The sequence below is a fragment of the Vibrio sp. Vb1574 genome, assembly GCF_033338675.1.
Window position 1 is genome coordinate 1 of sequence record NZ_JAWOTC010000024.1, and the last position, 18,633, is coordinate 18,633.

An 18,633-nucleotide genomic window follows, 5' to 3' on the forward strand; every position below is an offset into this window, starting at 1 on the left:
CTTGCATGTGTTAGGCCTGCCGCCAGCGTTCAATCTGAGCCATGATCAAACTCTTCAATTTAAGATTTTGTTCGGCTCAATGAATACTGAACATTCCTTTCGCTAATAAATAGCAGAAGTAATGTTTGAATTGACTGTGCTGAATCTTTCGATTCAATGGTCACTTCGTATCATTGAAACCTAATTTGAAGCCTAAGCTTCTAATTGGATTATCATCAACGAGTGCCCACACAGATTGATAGGTCTATATTTTTAAAGAGCACACTTCGAAGTTCTCTTCAAAGTGGACGGCTATTTTAGCTAGATAACTTATCGTGTCAAACACTTTTTTAAGTTATTTATCTGCGAGTTAATTTTAACTCACTAACCGTAGTTGTTTAGGTTCCGCTTCACTTGCTTTCCCGTGACAACGGAGGCGCATTATAGGGAGTTCATTAAAGAACACAAGTGCATTTTTTAAAAAAACTCACCTTTTTAGTTTATTCGTATAGAAAACAGACAAAAGACTCTAAAAAACTATAGAAAAGGGGCCAAACGGCCCCTTTAGTGTGATTTTTATCTCAATTTTACTGTATCCATACAATTATTGATGAGCACAAATTTGGTCATTAGTAACAATTAGCTGCACTGTCTTGTCTGGAACGATTTCACCAGAAAGAATTGATTTGGCTAACGGGTTCTCGACATTCTGCTGAATTGCACGTTTTAAAGGACGCGCACCATACACAGGATCGAAACCAACTTGAGCGATCAAGTCGAGTGCTTTGTCGGAAACTTCTAGTTGATAGCCTTTCTCCTCTAGTCGTTTCGCCAAACGTTCCAATTGAATAGAAGCAATGGACTTAATGTGCTCTTGACCAAGTGGATGGAACACCACGATTTCGTCAACACGGTTCAAGAACTCTGGGCGGAAGTGTTTGCTAACCACATCCATCACTTCACTCTTGATACCTTGATAGTCTAATGTTGCGAAATTCTCTTGGATACGAGATGAACCCAAGTTAGATGTCATGATCACAACCGTATTACGGAAGTCAACAGTACGACCTTGACCATCCGTTAAACGCCCATCATCGAGAACTTGCAGCAGAATGTTAAATACATCCGGATGCGCTTTCTCTACTTCGTCTAACAAAATTACCGAATACGGCTTGCGACGAACCGCTTCAGTTAAGTAACCACCCTCTTCATATCCGACATAGCCTGGAGGCGCACCCACCAATCTTGCCACTGAGTGTTTCTCCATGAACTCAGACATATCGATACGGACCATCGCATCTTCACTGTCGAACATAAAGCTCGCAAGTGTCTTACAAAGCTCTGTTTTACCCACACCAGTTGGACCTAAGAATAAGAAGGAGCCAATTGGTCGGTTTGGATCAGAAAGCCCAGCTCGACTACGACGAATGGCATTCGATACAACAGAGACCGCTTCGCTTTGCCCTACCACACGATTATGCAGCACGTCTTCCATACGAAGTAGTTTCTCTTTTTCCGCTTCTAGCATCTTGGATACCGGAATGCCGGTTTGCTTAGAAAGTACTTCTGCAATCTCGTTGTCGGTTACTTTATTACGCAATAGCGTCATTTCCTGCATTTCAGCTTGGGTTGCAAGATCTAACTGCTTCTCAAGTTCAGGAATACGACCATATTGAAGCTCCGACATACGGTTTAGATCGCCAGCACGGCGAGCAAACTCCATGTCCATACGAGCTTGTTCAAGCTCAGACTTAATATGTTGAGTGCCAGAAAGAGCTGCTTTTTCTGTATTCCAAACCTCTTCTAGTTCAGCGTACTCACGTTCTTTTTCATTGAGTTCTTCATTAAGCGCTTTCAAACGCTTTTCACTCGCTTCATCGTGCTCGTTACTTAGTGCTTGTTGCTCAATTTTGAGTTGGATGATTTTACGCTCAAGCTTATCCAAGGACTCTGGCTTAGAGTCAATTTGTAAACGAATGCTTGAAGCCGCTTCGTCAATCAAGTCAATCGCTTTATCCGGCAACTGACGGTCGGAGACATAGCGATGTGACAAACTCGCCGCAGCAACAATCGCTGGGTCGGTAATTTCGACGTGATGATGAAGCTCATAACGCTCCTTCAAGCCACGTAAAATCGCCACGGTATCCTCAACGGTCGGCTCATCCACCAGCACTTTTTGGAAACGACGTTCTAATGCTGCATCTTTTTCGATGTACTGACGATATTCATCCAATGTTGTTGCGCCAACACAGTGCAGCTCACCACGAGCTAATGCCGGTTTTAGCATGTTGCCCGCATCCATTGAGCCTTCACCTTTACCAGCACCGACCATAGTGTGTAGTTCATCAATGAAGAGGATGACGTTGCCTTCTTCTTTAGCAAGTTCATTCAATACTGATTTTAAACGCTCTTCAAATTCCCCACGGTATTTCGCGCCAGCAACCAGTGCGCCCATATCCAGTGATAGCACACGGCGACCACGCAGACCTTCAGGTACTTCATTGTTAACTATGCGCTGCGCTAAGCCTTCAACAATTGCTGTCTTACCTACGCCTGGTTCACCGATAATCACAGGGTTGTTTTTAGTACGACGCTGCAATACCTGGATAGTACGACGGATTTCATCATCACGGCCGATAACCGGATCCAATTTACCTTGCTCTGCACGTTCGGTAAGGTCTATGGTGAACTTTTCCAATGCTTGACGAAGCTCTTCTGCATTCGGATCATTGACCTTTTGACCACCTCTGATCTTTTCGATTGCCTGGCTGACTTTTTGCTCTGTTAAGCCGATCTCTTTGAGCAATTGCCCCAATGGTCCGCGATCTTCTAAAGCGGCAAGCAGGAAGACTTCAGACGAGATATAGGAGTCTTGACGCTTTTGCGCCACTTTGTCACACAGGTTAAACAATGTGCCCATCGAGCTAGAGAGCTGAACATCCCCACCGATGCCACTGACTTTTGGTAATCGATCTAACATTTCACTCAATTTAGAGCGTAAATGCGTTACGTCCACATCCAGCATAGTAAGCAATGGACGAATTGGACTGCCATTTTGATCAAGCAAAGCCACCATGAGGTGAACTGGCTCGATATATTGATGATCGCGCCCTAACGCTAGTGATTGAGCATCAGAGATAGCGATTTGAAACTTACTTGTGAATCGATCAAGACGCATATCTACCTTCCTAACCTCAACTAAAGGAAATTCTTTTGACAGTTAGAAAGATGGATACTCGGGTGGGGAATTTCAAGGGAGTGAATGAATAAAGATAGCTTTGCAAAAATAGTAGTATGCATCTTAGCACTTTGGTGCTTATAGCAAGTCTTCGATCCAAATAAAGGTTGCTTGTCGACCAGTCTTACCATCACGGCGATAAGAGTAAAAAGAGGCTTTATCTTGGTAAGTACAAAGTCCAGAATCAAACACTTGTGTCACACCAGCCCGGTTTAGACGTTGCGTTGCCAGCACCGACATGTCAGCAAACCATTTACCGTCGATATCGCGTGGAGCAAATGCTTGATTCGCCTGTGAATCAAAATCAACAAAAGCTTGCAGAACATCTTCACCCACTTCGAAGGCTTGAGGGCCAATGGCGGGGCCAAGCCACGCTATCACTTCACCAGAAAACAACGCTAACGCATTTTCGACAATGCCATTTGCTAAGCCGCGCCAACCTGCGTGAACAGCGGCTACTTGCGTACCTTGTGTATTAGTCAATAATACAGGTAAACAATCGGCGGTCATCGCTGAACAAACAACATGGCTTGAAGAAGTAAATACACCATCCGCATCAAGCACCTGTGTTGTTGGTTCATTTGCTTGAGCCACAACGGTTGAATGCGTTTGGTTTAACCAGATTGGCGCATTTGGCATGCTTGCCTGTTGCGCCAACCAAGCTCGGTTCTTCTCTACTAAAGACAAATCATCCCCAACGTGAGTACCTAAATTTAGCCCTTGGTAAGGGCCTGTCGAAAATCCGCCTATGCGTGTTGAGGCGAAAGCTTTGACATTTTTAGGCGCTGGCCAGTTCGGAATGATCGTCTTCATATTAGAATTCTTCCGGTAAGCCGTGCTCTTCTGTATCTTGACGAAGCGCTTCAGTCATCACAACCATGTCATCAGGCACTGGAGCATGAAACTCAAGAACTTCGCCCGTAATTGGGTGCTCAAAGCGCAGCATTACTGCGTGCAATGCTTGGCGATCGAAGCCCCGGATCATTGCCGTTAGCTCTTCAGACGCACCTGTCGGGATGCGAGCACGTCCACCATATGCAATATCACCGAGCAGCGGATGCTGAAGATAAGACATGTGCACACGAATCTGGTGCGTACGACCCGTTTCTAGACGCAAACGAATACGCGTGTGTTCGCGGAAGCGTTCAGCAACACGGTAGTGCGTTACTGCTGGTTTGCCCATTGGTGCCACCGCCATAAGCGTGCGCTTAGTAGAGTGACGACCAATAGGTTGATCCACTTTACCGCCCGCAGTCATACGACCAATAGCGATCGCTTCGTACTCACGAGTAATATTACGTTTTTGCAGTGCGCGAACCAGACGAGTTTGTGCAGGAACGGTTTTCGCCACCACCATCAAACCCGTTGTGTCTTTATCCAAACGGTGCACGATACCTGCACGAGGTACTTCTGCAATATCAGGGTAATGATGCAACAACGCATTAAGTACAGTGCCATCAGGCGTACCAGCGCCCGGATGAACCACAAAGTCACGAGGTTTGTTGATAACGATAATATCTTCATCTTCATAGACAATATCTAGCGGGATATCTTGCGCTTCCCAGCGTTCTTCATCTTCTAACTCGGCTTGCAATGTAATTTCCTCGCCACCCATTACTTTGGTACGAGGTTTAGTGACAACTTCACCATCAACTTGAACTTTCCCATCAAGCAGCCACTCTTTTAGGCGCGAGCGAGAGAAGTCCGCGAATAATTCGGCGATAGCTTGGTCTAAACGTTGACCTAACTGGCTATCTTTTACGGTATTTGTTAATACAATCTGCTGAGCCATATCGAACTTTTTTAAAAACTGTGAGACTAATGCTCACGACTGTGAAAAAATAGACTATTACGTCATTGTATCTGTTACTGGAAAGAAAGTAACGGCAGCTTAAGAAATATTTAGATTCAAGGAACAGACTCCTGATATGAAACGTCAGACTTTAACAGGCCTTTTAGCGGTATCCCTTCTGTTTGGATGTGCAAGCAAAGAAGAAATCGTTCCTGATGTGCCGCCTTCGGAACTGTATGCAGACGCACAGATTTCTCTTCAAAGTGGTAATTGGCTTTCTGCAATTGAGAAACTGGAAGCATTAGACTCACGTTACCCATTCGGTGCCTACTCTGAACAGGTGCAGCTTGACCTAATCTATGCGTACTACAAAAACGACGACCTTGCTTTGGGCTTGGCAACCATTTCTCGCTTTATGCGTTTAAACCCAACCCATGAAAAGATGGATTGGGTGCTGTACATGCGAGGTCTAAGCCACATGGCGCAAGATCGTAACTTTATGCATGATTTATTCAGCGTAGATCGAAGCGATCGCGATCCTGAACCGGTAAAAAAAGCGTTTGATGACTTCAAAAAACTACTTCAACGTTACCCGAATAGCCCATATGCAGAAGATTCACAAAAACGTATGGTCGCGCTGAAAAACCGTCTAGCGAACTATGATTTAGCGACTGCTGACTTCTACCTTCGCCGTGAAGCTTGGGTCGCTGCTATTAATCGCAGCCAAGAGCTACAAAAAGCGTATCCAGACACAGAAGCTGCACGTAAGTCACTGACTATCCAGCTAGAGGCCTACAAGCAACTTGGTTTGGAAGACGCCGTAGCAAGAACTGAAAAGCTTATAGAGCTCAACCCTGTGAAGTAATTGAACTTGCTTTAAACTGAACCGCCACCGTTTTTACCGTGGCGGTTTTTTACTACTCTCAATAGTGTATTCAGCCCTTTCTTGATGATCTTCCTAGCTCCACATATGCTTAAAGTTCTCCTCCCCCCTTTATAAAAAGGATGTGAACGTGACGATATCTAAGCTTTGCGCAGTTATGCTGCTCCTATTGTCTGCTTCCGTTTGCGCACTGCAAATCTCGCCGCTCAAACAGCCTCCTTATACTGGGGACCTCGATGTCATCAAGGAGAAGAATGTACTGCGCGTCTTAGTTTCTGCTGATTTAGGCTTTTACTACATTGAGGGCGGCACACCAAAAGGCATAGGCGCGGAATTGCTGGCGCATTTCGAAAAAGACCTTCGTAAAATCAAACCAAAGCTTAACGTACAAATTATTCCTGTTGCCCGCGACCAGCTACTGCCAGCCTTAGAAAACGGTTCAGGTGACTTAGTTGTCGCCAACCTGACTATTACCGACACGCGCAAACAGAAAGTGGAGTTCAGTTCACCCATTCTCACTGACATTCAAGAGTGGGTAGTGACAAACAAAAGCACACCAACGATGACGAAAATCGAACAACTGAGCGGCAAAGAGATTTGGGTGCGCGCCAGCTCTAGCTACTTTGAAAGCATTCAGACACTAAATAAGAAACTAAACAAAAAAGGCTTACCGCCTGTTATCGTGCACTTTATTGAAGAAACACTTCAAGATTATGAGCTGGTCGGAATGCTCAACAATGGTTACGTCAAAGCCATTGTTCTCGATAGCCATAAAGCCAAGCTTTGGCTGAAAGTGATGGATGATATTCGGGTGCACAAAAAAATCCCTATCCGCAAAAATGGCAAAATTGCTTGGGCAATGCGAGAAAATAGTCCCAAATTAAAAGCCGTCGTGAATAAGTTCATCCAGAAGTCTCGCTCTGGGACACTACTCGGTAACGTTATTTACGGTAAATACATCGATAACACGGGATGGTTGAACAGAGCTCTTAACCCTAAGAAAATTGCTCAACTAGAAAAACTCGCAGCGCTATTTTCACGCTATGGTGAGAAATACGATATCGACTATTTACTGATCGCAGCAATCGCTTACAAGGAATCAGGATTTAATAACGACCTAGTTGGAAGCCGAGGTGCCGTTGGCATAATGCAAGTCCTACCCAGCACCGCTCAAGATCCGAATATCAATATCAAAAATGTTCGACAATTAGAAAACAACATTCATGCTGGAGTGAAATACTTAGCTTTTTTGCGTAAGCAGTACTTCAGTGATCCTGATATTACTGCACAAAATAAACTCTACTTTACATTGGCGGCTTACAATGCGGGCCCCGGCAATGTAGAGCGTATTCGTAAGCGTGCAGCCCAACAAGGTTACGATCCTAATGTTTGGTTTAATAACGTGGAAGTCGTTATGCGGAAAAGTTTAAGCTCAACGGTTGGGTACGTCACAAGCATTAATCGCTACTACATAATATACAAACAACTAGAAAGTTTGGACCAAGTCAAAAGTCTAGAAAGGGTTTCACTAGCCCCAAAAGACCCCATTTTCATGATACCGCTACGAAAAGTCAGCCAAATGCCAGACAGTAAAAAGCCGCTTGTACAGTAAGCGGCTTTTTAAATGGATTCATTGGAAAGACTCAGTGATCGTCATCACACCTTACGTGTAGTTAAATTTTAACCACCTCAAATATTAGGCCGTAAAACTTCCCTAAAAACGAGGCCGTTTTCAGCTGAGTACTCTATTCAATCTACGGATTTACTAACCGATAACAAGCAATTTCACGATAAATCTCAGAAGTTCTTGAGTGAGATCACATTCATTTTTCATCATAAAAAACCCGAGCAAAATAATGATCTGAATCACATTTTTTTATGCTTAAAGCGGTAATCTGAACTCAACCCATGAGGGATGCAACAGAGGAAAAACACTTATGACAATGAATATCACTGGCAAAAACATCGAAATCACCTCTGCAATCCGAGCTCATATTGAGAGCAAATTTAAAAAACTGGAGAAATGGCAAGTAGACCTAATTGGTTGCCAAGCAACTTTCAGTGAGGAACCAAACAAACAGAAGAAATTCGAAGCGGTTATCAAAGTTCCTAAAGGCCAGCTCATTGCCTCAGCAACTCACGAAGATCTTTACGCAGCTATCAACGAAGTGGAGCAAAAACTAGAACGACAATTGAACAAGCTGACCCACAAACCTGAAGCTCGACGTGCAAGTAAGCCTGAGCTAGTGGAAGAAGAAGAGTAAACTGAACAGATTGAGGAAATAGCGCCGAAAGGCGCTATTTTTTTGCTTGACGCTCTCCCCAGCCTTGCTTATTGTGTTTAAACACTCATAAATTAAGCACTATTTATGCATTTAACCTCACTGTTTATTTTTGACTTCTTTTTCCTCCCATAGTTGGAGGGGCTAACTCGTTTGTGAAAGAAAAGTCAAAAACAAACAGAAAGCCTCCCAAATCGGGAGGCTTTTTTATAAGGAAAGAATTGATGACTGACCAACCTATTTCCCTCGAAGAAATTCGTTTACGCTTGAATGAGTTGGATGACCAACTTCTCAGCTTATTGTCTGAGCGCCGTAAACTCAGCATTGAAGTAGCCAAAAGCAAAGTACAAACCTCAAAGCCTGTTCGCGACGCCGTCCGTGAACAGCAATTATTGGTCAAGCTGATTTCTAATGGCCAAGATAAATACGAACTTGACGCGCAGTACATCACCAAACTTTTCCATACCATCATTGAAGACTCAGTTCTGCTTCAACAAAGTTATCTGCAAAATCTCGTTAACCCACAGCAAAGCCGTAAGCCACTTGCTCGCGTCGCTTTTTTAGGAGCCAAAGGCTCTTATTCGCACTTGGCAAGTCGCGAATACTTCAGTCGTAAAAATACAGAGCTTATCGAGCTCAACTGCGAGCACTTTAAAGAAGTGACTCAAACGGTTGAATCTGGCCATGCTGATTATGGCGTTCTGCCAATCGAAAACACCAGCTCAGGCTCTATTAATGAAGTGTATGACTTACTACAACACACGACGCTTTACATCGTTGGAGAGCTAACTCAACCAATCGAACACTGCTTGGTTGCGAAAAAAGACATTCGTCTGGAAGATATTAAAACGCTGTATTCTCACCCTCAGCCACACCAACAGTGCAGTGAGTTTTTAAGCCGTATGAAAGGGGTAAAGCTGGAGTCCTGCGCGAGCACAGCAGATGCAATGCAGAAAGTCCAAGAGATGGATCGTGATGATGTGGCTGCAATTGGTAATGCATCAAGCGGTAAGCTATATGGCTTGCAAGCAATTCAAGGCAACATCGCAAACCAAACCGAAAATCATACTCGCTTTATCGTGGTTGCTCGTAAACCGGTTGAAGTTTCTACTCAGATTCCAGCAAAAACCACATTGATCATGTCGACCTCCCAAGAGGCAGGCTCATTGGTTGAAACACTATTAGTGCTGCAACGTTACGGCATCAATATGACCAAGCTAGAATCACGCCCAATTATGGGGAACCCGTGGGAGGAGATGTTCTACGTAGACTTGACATCACATCTTGCTTCGACAGAAATGCAACAGGCACTTGAAGAGCTAACAAAAATCACTAAGCACTTGAAAGTATTAGGCTGTTACCCGAGTGAGAACGTAAAGCCTACGCAAGTAAAATTGAGTTAATAGACACCAGTGAGTAAAAAGATCATGGCAACCCAAAAAGTCGTAATCGCATCGCTAAACCCAGCCAAAATTAATGCAGTTCAAAGTGCATTTCGTAATGCATTTCCGCATCAAGAATTCAACTTCGTTGGCGTCAGTGTACCGAGTGAGGTCGCAGATCAGCCCATGACGAATGAAGAAACTCATCGTGGTGCGCTAAACCGCGTTAAAAACGCAAAAGTAGAGATGCCAAACGCGGATTACTATGTCGGTCTCGAAGCGGGAATTGAAGCAAACGTGACGTTTGCTTGGATGGTGGTTGAATCAGAGACTCACCGCGGTGAATCTCGTTCTGCAAGCTTAATGTTGCCGCCAAAAGTCTTGGAAAAACTCAAGGATGCGAATGAATTGGGAGATGTAATGGACGAAGTGTTTGGTACTGATAATATCAAACAGAAAGGTGGCGCTATTAGCCTGCTAACCCAAAACCAGCTAACTCGAAGCTCGGTCTATCACCAAGCCTTGATTCTGGCTTTAATTCCATTCACAAACCCTGAGCATTTTCCTTCAAATTTATAACACTCAGCCTAGTCTCTAGATACGCAAAGGGCGGATATTTCCGCCCTTTGTAATACGTTATCTTAGTCACTTGTAACACCAAGGCCTAAAAGCAAATTGGATATACTGTCTACTTAGATACCGCAACTTGTTCTAACAAGACTTTCAACTTGTCTTTTTCTTCATCAGATTTCGACTTTAGTTCGTTAGAGCCACGAGTAATGGTGGCAATGCCCACACCAAGCATCTGACTGATCTGACGTTGAGATAATTCTCCTTTAAGAAGTTCGTTAATTATATTAACGCGTGATATTAATGACTCTCTCTCATCACGTGACATCAGCATAGTTAACAGCATGTCATCTTGCTGGGTGCCCATACTTGTTCGAATTAGCTCAATAATCTGTTGCCAGTCTTTGTACTCGGGTTCGTGCGACATCAAGTTACCTCACTCAATACTTGGTATTGATCTCATGTTGATTCAAGAACGCGCCATCGATACCCAAAAGATCACGATAGTATGTTTCAAACATCAAGATGTTTTGTACATAACCGCGCGTCTCTTTAAATGGAATTGCCTCAATAAAGGCATAAGCATCCACTTTTCCTTGGGTACGCTCTCGCCACGTTTTTACTCTGTTAGGACCTGCATTATAAGCAGCAAGAGCAAAAATACGATTATTATCGTAATCCTCTAATAAACCTTGCAAATAATGGCTACCAATTTCGATATTTTTTCCTACATTGTAGAGATCCTGCGTACCTTGATAACTCAACTTATATTTACGTGCCGTGTACTTCGCCGTCGCAGGCATGATCTGCATAAGACCACGAGCGCCAACTGGAGAGCGGGCTTCAACATCTAACGCACTTTCCTGTCGAGCGAGAGACATCATCGTGACGGGATCAATGTTGTGCTTTTTCGCATAAAAGTTAAACCACCAGCGGTGTGCTATTGGGAACCTAAGTTCGATATTATCCCACATCTGCGCTTGAATACTCGCGGTCACCGTTAGGTGATGCCAACGTTTAAATGATGCATAAGCCGCCAACATCGCCTTTTCATCTTTTCCTACGCGGCGCAGTAAGTGTGCCCATTCACTCTTCGCTGCTGCGATTTTATCCGTCGCGATCAACTCTTCGATACGAGCTAACGAGTCTTGATAGGGTTGAACAACTTTCTTATCCAACTTAACCGTATGCGTTGGGTATTTGATTGATTGTCCGATTGCATTGGCGGCAGCCACACTGTAGAAGTTTCGTTGCCCAAGCAGAGTTGCTAAACGCTGTTTCCCCGCGATGTCATCACCTAACGCTATTTCACTTCTTCCAAGCCAATATTGCCAGCGTAGCGTGGCTTGTTCTTCTTTATTTAGAACAGCAATCCACTCTTGTACGCCTTTCCAATCTGCATTTTGAATCGCTAAGCGGATGCGCGTTTCAATCAACGGTAAGTACTGACTGGTTTTCGTTTTATCATCGCGCCATTTAGCTAATGACTCAGACTCCGTACGAGTCAATCGAAATGCAATATAGTCGGCAAGTTCTTGCGCTTTTTCTGGAGAAAACTTCTGTCCTTTAATGACGGCATCGTACGCACCTTGTGCTTGGCTAGTGTTCATACGAGCCAACTTTTCTAACGCATATTCACTTTGCGCTCGATTAAAATCATTCGCAGGTTTTTTCTTCGCGAATTCCGCAACACTTGAAGGATTATCAAACAACGCTTTCATTTCTTTGGCTTGTTGCTTTGCCTGCGCTGATTTAGGCAGTTTGAGCAAGTAACTCATCAAACCGCCATTACGAGCATCAAACGCCAGTAACATACGCTGTAGAATCAGTTCATCGGTACGCTCACCCGCCTTGTCCCATGCCGCAAATAATGGGTCACACTCATCAGCAATGCTGATGCCACGTAACCACATATGTTCAGCCCCTTTAAATGCCGCGACTTTCTTGCCTTGCTTTAACTGGGCGACGTAGAAAATACATTGGTAACGCTCACCACTAGGAATGACTTTTTGAAACTCAGTAATGGTTTTCCAATCTTTTTGCTTATAAAGATGATTGAGGTATGGAGCGCGAACTCGACGAGAAAATGGAAAAGACTCGTGCTCAGAAATAAACTCGTTTACCTGTTGTGGTGACTTTTCCGGTAACTGTCTAATAAAAGTGCGGTAATCCACATAAGGCGTTAGTGGATAGTTAGAAATTTTAGGACGAATCGAAAGGTATCCATCGATGTCATTTTTATCTAATAAATCTTGAGCTTGCTCATATACTTCGCGCTGCTTTTCCAAACTCAGCGCGGCATTAGCACTCAAACTCATAGCACACAACGCGGCGGCGCAGCATACGTTTTTAGCCAATTCAGATACGTTGAATCTCATTTGTGTCATTTTCCCCAGACATATACTGCCCTAAAGCCTAGTTTTGTTAGAGTTCATGTGATGTTAAGGCAATTTTCACACATGCATCTATTTACACAGAATGCAGATGTCCATGTAAAGCAACTTAGTGTATTAAAAATTGTACTCGTCAAACTTTTAAGACGATGGAGACAAAGCGTTTCTAACTCGCATAGAAAACACTTCGTCATTCTTAACGAATAACAAAAGTGTATACCCTAACCGTGTAAGTTTCCGGTCAGCTCAAAATAAGAAATCCATTCGTTAGGGAAATTCTTGCAATGCGGTAACAAAAACAAAGCACTTGGTATAAAATGATGGGTTTGAATGACAGTTAATTTAGGAACGATCGGCAATGGCTGAATACGTATATACCATGTCGCGGGTGAGCAAAATTGTGCCACCTAAGCGTCAAATTCTTAAAGACATCTCTCTGAGCTTCTTCCCTGGTGCGAAAATCGGTGTTTTAGGTCTGAACGGTGCAGGTAAATCCACACTGCTACGTATCATGGCAGGTATCGACACGGATATCGACGGTGAAGCGCGTCCACAACCTGGTCTAAACGTAGGTTACCTACCTCAGGAACCAGTATTAGACGAATCAAAAACCGTTCGTGAAGTTGTTGAAGAAGCGGTTGCTGACGTTGCTGACGCTCTGAAACGTTTGGACGCAGTCTACGCAGCATACGCTGAACCAGATGCAGACTTCGACGCACTTGCAAAAGAGCAAGGCGAGCTAGAAGCCCTTATCCAAGCGAAAGATGGCCACAACCTAGAAAATGCGCTTGAGCGTGCGGCAAACGCACTTCGTTTACCTGAATGGGACCAAAAAATTGCGCACCTATCAGGTGGTGAACGCCGCCGTGTGGCTATTTGTCGCTTGCTACTTTCTAAGCCAGACATGCTACTGCTTGATGAACCTACCAACCACCTAGATGCAGAATCAGTGGCTTGGCTAGAGCGCTTCTTAGTGGATTACACAGGTACCGTAGTAGCCATCACCCACGACCGTTACTTCCTAGATAACGCTGCGGGCTGGATCTTAGAACTGGACCGTGGTGAAGGTATCCCATGGGAAGGCAACTACACCTCATGGCTGGAGCAAAAAGACGCTCGTCTACAACAAGAAGCCTCCCAAGAGAGTGCTCGCCAAAAGACTATCGAGAAAGAGCTTGAGTGGGTACGTAAAAACCCTAAAGGTCGTCAAGCGAAGTCAAAAGCACGTATGGCTCGCTTTGAAGAACTGCAAAGCTCTGATCATCAAAAACGTAATGAAACCAATGAACTATTTATCCCACCAGGTGAGCGTCTAGGTGATAAGGTTATTGAAGTGAAGAACCTGACCAAGTCATTTGACGGTCGAGTTCTAATTGATGACCTGTCATTCAGCATCCCTAAAGGTGCAATTGTTGGTATCATCGGTGCTAACGGCGCAGGTAAATCGACGCTATTCAAGATGTTAAGTGGTACTGAACAACCAGACTCGGGCACAATTGAGATGGGCGATACAGTAAAACTAGCATCTGTCGATCAGTTCCGTGACAGCATGGACGATTCTAAAACCGTATTCCAAGAGATCTCTGAAGGTGCTGATATCATTAAGATCAACAACTTCGAAATCCCAGCTCGTGCATACTGTTCACGCTTTAACTTTAAAGGCAGTGACCAACAAAAGATTATTGGTGAACTATCGGGTGGTGAGCGTAACCGTGTCCACCTTGCGAAGCTGCTTAAAGCGGGCGGTAACGTGTTGCTACTCGACGAACCAACCAACGACCTTGACGTTGAAACACTGCGTGCTCTAGAAGAAGCGTTACTAGAGTTCCCTGGTTGTGCAATGGTTATCTCGCACGACCGTTGGTTCCTTGACCGTATCGCTACCCACATCATTGACTACCGTGACGAAGGCCAAGTTAACTTCTACGAAGGTAACTACACAGAGTACATGGATTGGTTGAAGAAAACATTGGGTCCTGAAGCCGCAGAACCACACCGTATCAAATACAAGCGTATTGCGAAGTAATCGCAACCCACAAAGTTTGATTGTAATTTGTACAAAGGCCGCTATCATAGCGGCCTTTGTTTTCTTTGTTATAAAAAGAGCTCATTAGCCCGTCTCGTTCGTTAAGAACATGACATAGCACTTACGTCACTCTGTAGCGACCTCGACACTTTTCAAACAACAATCGAACATTTTTTGTTCGTATTGATATACTATTCAATTCTGTTTGACGACCTGACGAGAATATTCATATGACAGAGAGACGACGCTTTTCACGTATTCTCCATCAAGCTCCAGCTAAGATAGAACAACGTGACTTGGCAATTGAAGCTAGGATTCAAGATCTTTCCTTGCATGGTTTACTCATGAAAGTGGAAGAGACTGAGGCTTTGGATCCAACCCTTCCAGTCCATGTGACTTTTTCATTTGATCAATCCGAACAAGTGATTACGTTAAAAGCGCAAGTTGTGGATCTCTCTAAGTGTGAGATTAGGTTGAAGATCGCTAAGATAGACATCGAAAGCATTAGCCAACTAAAACGATTTATAGAATTGAATGTAGGCAATAACGACCTTCTGAATCGAGAGTTAGAGCACCTCTCTGGTTTTTAGGAGAAAAATAAATGAACGCCTATTTAAGTAACAATAACTATGTCTAAAAAAATCATCATGCAGATCCCGACGAAAGACGGCGATCAGCAGTTCTATTTGGGCCGCAGTTCGGTCCTAGCAGTATTTGCTTCAGTATTGGCATTACCCGCCGTCGTTGGTGGCGCGTGGTACCTTAATCAGCAGCAGATGCACAATAAAGACGAACTAACACAAATCATCGCCAAACTGGAAAGTGAAAAGGCCGAAGTGACGGCTCTTTACGAAGAACAGCTTGATACCAATCATTCGCTTTCCCAGTCTTTGACGGACAAAAACAATCAAATTCAGCTATTGGGCAAACGGGTATTCGACGTTGAATCGGTTTTAGGTCTCGCAGACGAAGAGTTGATGATCGATGAGAACAGCATGGGGTTAGAGGAGCGAATTGACGCAGCCGCTATCGATTCTGCTGTTCGCGCGACGATGTTCCGTTTGATACCAAATGACAGCCCAGTCACATACCAACGTATTTCTTCTTCTTACGGCAGTCGTATTAATCCGATTTCAGGTAAGAGGCATGTTCATACTGGTATCGATCTGACTTGTAAAAGAGGAGAAGAGATCCTGGCACCGGCTGACGGTGTGGTGGAAACCGTTCGCCCGAGCAATCGTGGTTATGGTAACTATGTCACCATTCGTCACTCATTTGGCTTTATGAGCTCCTTTGCTCATCTACAACGCTTCAAAGTGAAAAGCGGTCAGTTTGTTAGTAAAGGCGACATCATTGCTCAATGCGGTAACTCTGGCAACTCCACAGGGCCACACTTGCACTATGAAGTACGCTTCCTCGGACGAGCACTCAACCCTCAATACTTAATGGAGTGGACGCCAGAAAACTTCAATGACGTCTTTGAAAAAGAGAAAAAAGTGAAATGGGGACCTTTGGTTCAATTGATTGATAACGTTGTACGCCTACAAGTCAATTTAACCAATTCACCCTATCGCGATACCAGTATCAACACAGTATCAAGTGAAGATACGAGTAATACTGCGACGAACTGATTTGTCCATCAACACGAAAAAGAGCAGCTTACGCTGCTCTTTTTGTTTCGGACTCTGCACGGCTAAATGACCCGTGATTAGCCGCGATGAATATTATCATTCGCCTGTTTGAGTAAGTTTTGGCTCTCATTCATAAATTGTTGAGAATAAGTACCAAACCAATCACTCACCTGCTTAAAGCTTTCGATGAATCGCGCTTTGTCTCTGCTATCCAGAATCGCTACTGCATCACCTAAACGCTGATGGAATCGCTTGATCATATCGATATTCTCTTGAGAAGAGAAAATGATATCACCGTACAAGTTCGGATCCTGACCAAACAGTCGTCCCACCATCGCCAATTCAAGGCGGTAGATTGGCGAGCTTAACTTCAACAACTGATCGATGTTCGGATTCTCTTTGCTAAGGTGCATACCGTAAGCAAACGACGTGAAGTGGCGCAGCGCCTGAATCAACGTCATGCCATGATCGTGCTCTTGTGCATCGATTTGGCACAAGCTTGCGCCCCAAATCCCAAACTGTTGCAATAGCCATTGGTAATGCTCGTGACCACGGCCATCACAGTACACAATAACCTGCTTGGCAAGGCTCGGAACATCTGGGCCAAACATTGGGTGCAAACCAACCACAGGACCTTGATGCACATTCAACATTGCTTGCAGAGGCTTCGATTTGATAGAAGTCAGGTCACACAGAATACAGTCTTGCGGCAAGTTCCCCAGTTTTTCGATCACCCCTTCCGTTAGATGAATCGGCACCGTGACCACGACTAAACCCGCGTTGTCTAGAATCTCATCCGCATGATCCCAGTCTTTACTACCGAGAACTTTGACCTGGTAGCCCGACAATTTGAACATACGCCCAAACAGGCCACCCAATTGACCATTACCACCAATAATAACAACTGAGCGTAAATCAGGGTTCAAACACTTAAAACCGGAATCTTTCTCGCTGGCATAAGACTCACGCATTGTTCGACGCAGAATATCTTCAATAAGCTGTGGAGGAATTCCCATTTTTTCAGCTTCAGCGCGACGAGAAGCTAACATCGCCGCTTCGCGGTCTGGAGCATAAATTGGCAAACCATGTTCGCTTTTTACTTCCCCAACTTTCTCTACGAGCGCTAAACGCTGAGCCAATAGCTCCAACATTTGCTTGTCGACTGCATCAATCTGATCGCGTAATGCGTTAAGTTCAACTGCCATTGATGTTCCTTAAATCCTGTATTAATTAGCCTTTAGACGATTTTCTAAGAAAGGCACTAGCTCTTCATGTGCATGACGTAATAGTGCCTCAGTTGAATCCCAATTGATACATGCGTCAGTGATAGATACACCGTATTTCATCTCTTCAAGAGCTAAGTCAGAAGATTGATTTCCTTCATTGATATGGCTTTCAATCATAAGACCGATAATAGATTTATTGCCTTCACGGATTTGATGAATCACATCCTCCGCGACTAATGGCTGGCGACGGTAATCTTTACGTGAGTTGGCGTGACTGCAATCCACCATTAATGAAGCATCAAGACCAGATTTCGCCATCTCCTGCTCACACTCAGTGACGGATACCGAATCGTAGTTAGTTTGCTTGCCGCCACGTAAGATCACATGTCCATTAGCATTGCCCTGGGTGGTTAATAGTGCGACTTGTCCCTCACGATTAATTCCCATAAAACGGTGGCTAGAGGACGCAGCTTGCATCGCGTTAATTGCGGTTGCCAAACTGCCATCCGTGCCATTCTTAAAACCGATTGGCATAGACAGGCCGCTTGCCATTTCACGGTGAGTTTGTGACTCCGTCGTACGAGCACCGATGGCTGCCCAGCTAAAAGTATCCGCCAAGTATTGTGGGCTAATTGGGTCTAGAGCCTCAGTCGCGAGCGGGATTTCCATCTCTGCCAGCTCCACCAGAAGTTCGCGTCCAACATGCAGACCGTGTTCAATATCGAAACTGCCGTCTAGGTGTGGGTCATTGATCAGGCCTTTCCAGCCGACCGTGGTGCGCGGCTTCTCAAAGTAAACACGCATAACAATATACAGTTGGTCACTTAGTTGTTCAGAGAGTGCTTTAAGGCGCTTTGCGTAATCCTTCGCCGCTTCTACGTCGTGGATAGAACATGGACCGCATACAACAAGCAGGCGGTGATCCTTCTTGTGAATAATATTAGCGATAGTTTGACGAGACTCTTGAATAAAGCGACGTGCTTTTTCACTCAAAGGAAGCTTGGTTTTTAGTTCCTCCGGAGTAATAAGAACCTGTTCTTCGATAATATTAATATTGCTCAACTCACTTTTCTGCATAACTCTAACCTGTATATTTATTTTTACACCCAACCAAACCCTTGGTGAGACAACTAAGCTTTAACGACAAGATAACAGGCTAAAAAAGAAAAACAAGCGTACATAATAAAAAACATTTAGTGTAAATTAAAGTTTACAGTTAAATAAAAAGCCA

15 protein-coding genes and 1 other annotated feature are annotated in these 18,633 nt (G+C 44.2%); of the genes, 8 read left to right on the forward strand and 7 right to left on the reverse strand.

Annotation, left to right across the window (positions count from 1 at the left end; genetic code table 11):
- Positions 1–583: 583 nt before the first annotated feature.
- The 3 genes from clpB to rluD all read right to left on the reverse strand — a co-directional run bounded on the left by clpB (position 584) and on the right by rluD (position 5,009).
- Positions 584–3,157, reverse strand: a complete 2,574-nt coding sequence (gene clpB, locus R7O12_RS15030; RefSeq protein ID WP_005381873.1) for an ATP-dependent chaperone ClpB — start codon at positions 3,155–3,157, stop codon at positions 584–586.
- A 138-nt stretch (positions 3,158–3,295) separates the two neighbouring features.
- Positions 3,296–4,030 carry a peptidoglycan editing factor PgeF gene (gene pgeF / locus R7O12_RS15035; RefSeq protein WP_318101994.1) on the reverse strand — a complete coding sequence of 245 codons (735 nt, stop codon included), beginning with the start codon at positions 4,028–4,030 and terminating at the stop codon, positions 3,296–3,298.
- 1 nt (position 4,031) lies between these two features.
- Positions 4,032–5,009 (reverse strand): 23S rRNA pseudouridine(1911/1915/1917) synthase RluD, encoded by a 978-nt coding sequence (gene rluD / locus R7O12_RS15040; RefSeq protein ID WP_005381875.1) that lies wholly within the window; start codon positions 5,007–5,009, stop codon positions 4,032–4,034.
- Between the two features lie 136 nt (positions 5,010–5,145).
- Between rluD and bamD the strand changes: the two genes are divergently transcribed.
- The 5 genes from bamD (at position 5,146) to yjjX (ending at position 10,135) form a co-directional block, all read left to right on the forward strand.
- Complete coding sequence (gene bamD, locus R7O12_RS15045; RefSeq protein WP_005381876.1) at positions 5,146–5,874, forward strand: outer membrane protein assembly factor BamD; 729 nt, start codon at positions 5,146–5,148, stop codon at positions 5,872–5,874.
- Between the two features lie 148 nt (positions 5,875–6,022).
- Positions 6,023–7,504 carry a lytic transglycosylase F gene (locus R7O12_RS15050; protein WP_315956861.1) on the forward strand — a complete coding sequence of 494 codons (1,482 nt, stop codon included), beginning with the start codon at positions 6,023–6,025 and terminating at the stop codon, positions 7,502–7,504.
- Positions 7,505–7,829: 325 nt separating this feature from the next.
- Positions 7,830–8,156 carry a ribosome hibernation-promoting factor, HPF/YfiA family gene (hpf, locus tag R7O12_RS15055; RefSeq protein WP_005381889.1) on the forward strand — a complete coding sequence of 109 codons (327 nt, stop codon included), beginning with the start codon at positions 7,830–7,832 and terminating at the stop codon, positions 8,154–8,156.
- A 108-nt stretch (positions 8,157–8,264) separates the two neighbouring features.
- Positions 8,265–8,386, forward strand: a sequence feature (Phe leader region).
- Between the two features lie 12 nt (positions 8,387–8,398).
- The gene (pheA, locus tag R7O12_RS15060) at positions 8,399–9,577 is read left to right on the forward strand and encodes a prephenate dehydratase (protein ID WP_017636154.1); all 1,179 of its coding nucleotides are present in this window, start codon (positions 8,399–8,401) and stop codon (positions 9,575–9,577) included.
- Positions 9,578–9,601: 24 nt separating this feature from the next.
- Entirely contained in the window at positions 9,602–10,135 is a 534-nt protein-coding gene (yjjX, locus tag R7O12_RS15065) for an inosine/xanthosine triphosphatase (RefSeq protein ID WP_199267684.1), read from the forward strand.
- A gap of 109 nt (positions 10,136–10,244) precedes the next feature.
- Here the strand turns inward: yjjX and trpR are convergent, their stop codons facing one another.
- Entirely contained in the window at positions 10,245–10,553 is a 309-nt protein-coding gene (gene trpR, locus R7O12_RS15070; protein WP_005381892.1) for a trp operon repressor, read from the reverse strand.
- Positions 10,554–10,566: 13 nt separating this feature from the next.
- Entirely contained in the window at positions 10,567–12,513 is a 1,947-nt protein-coding gene (locus tag R7O12_RS15075) for a transglycosylase SLT domain-containing protein (protein ID WP_395234483.1), read from the reverse strand.
- Positions 12,514–12,877: 364 nt separating this feature from the next.
- Between R7O12_RS15075 and ettA the strand changes: the two genes are divergently transcribed.
- The 3 genes from ettA (at position 12,878) to R7O12_RS15090 (ending at position 16,176) form a co-directional block, all read left to right on the forward strand.
- The gene (gene ettA, locus R7O12_RS15080; protein ID WP_005381894.1) at positions 12,878–14,545 is read left to right on the forward strand and encodes an energy-dependent translational throttle protein EttA; all 1,668 of its coding nucleotides are present in this window, start codon (positions 12,878–12,880) and stop codon (positions 14,543–14,545) included.
- A gap of 230 nt (positions 14,546–14,775) precedes the next feature.
- On the forward strand, positions 14,776–15,135 hold the full coding sequence (locus R7O12_RS15085; RefSeq protein ID WP_033906113.1) for a PilZ domain-containing protein: 360 nt from the start codon (positions 14,776–14,778) through the stop codon (positions 15,133–15,135).
- Positions 15,136–15,174: 39 nt separating this feature from the next.
- Positions 15,175–16,176, forward strand: a complete 1,002-nt coding sequence (locus R7O12_RS15090; RefSeq protein WP_005381900.1) for a M23 family metallopeptidase — start codon at positions 15,175–15,177, stop codon at positions 16,174–16,176.
- A gap of 77 nt (positions 16,177–16,253) precedes the next feature.
- Here the strand turns inward: R7O12_RS15090 and tyrA are convergent, their stop codons facing one another.
- Both tyrA and R7O12_RS15100 read right to left on the reverse strand, forming a co-directional pair.
- Positions 16,254–17,381: a bifunctional chorismate mutase/prephenate dehydrogenase gene (tyrA, locus tag R7O12_RS15095; RefSeq protein WP_005381901.1), complete on the reverse strand. Its 1,128-nt coding sequence runs from the start codon at positions 17,379–17,381 to the stop codon at positions 16,254–16,256.
- A 21-nt stretch (positions 17,382–17,402) separates the two neighbouring features.
- Positions 17,403–18,479 carry a 3-deoxy-7-phosphoheptulonate synthase gene (locus tag R7O12_RS15100; protein ID WP_005381904.1) on the reverse strand — a complete coding sequence of 359 codons (1,077 nt, stop codon included), beginning with the start codon at positions 18,477–18,479 and terminating at the stop codon, positions 17,403–17,405.
- Positions 18,480–18,633: the final 154 nt, after the last annotated feature.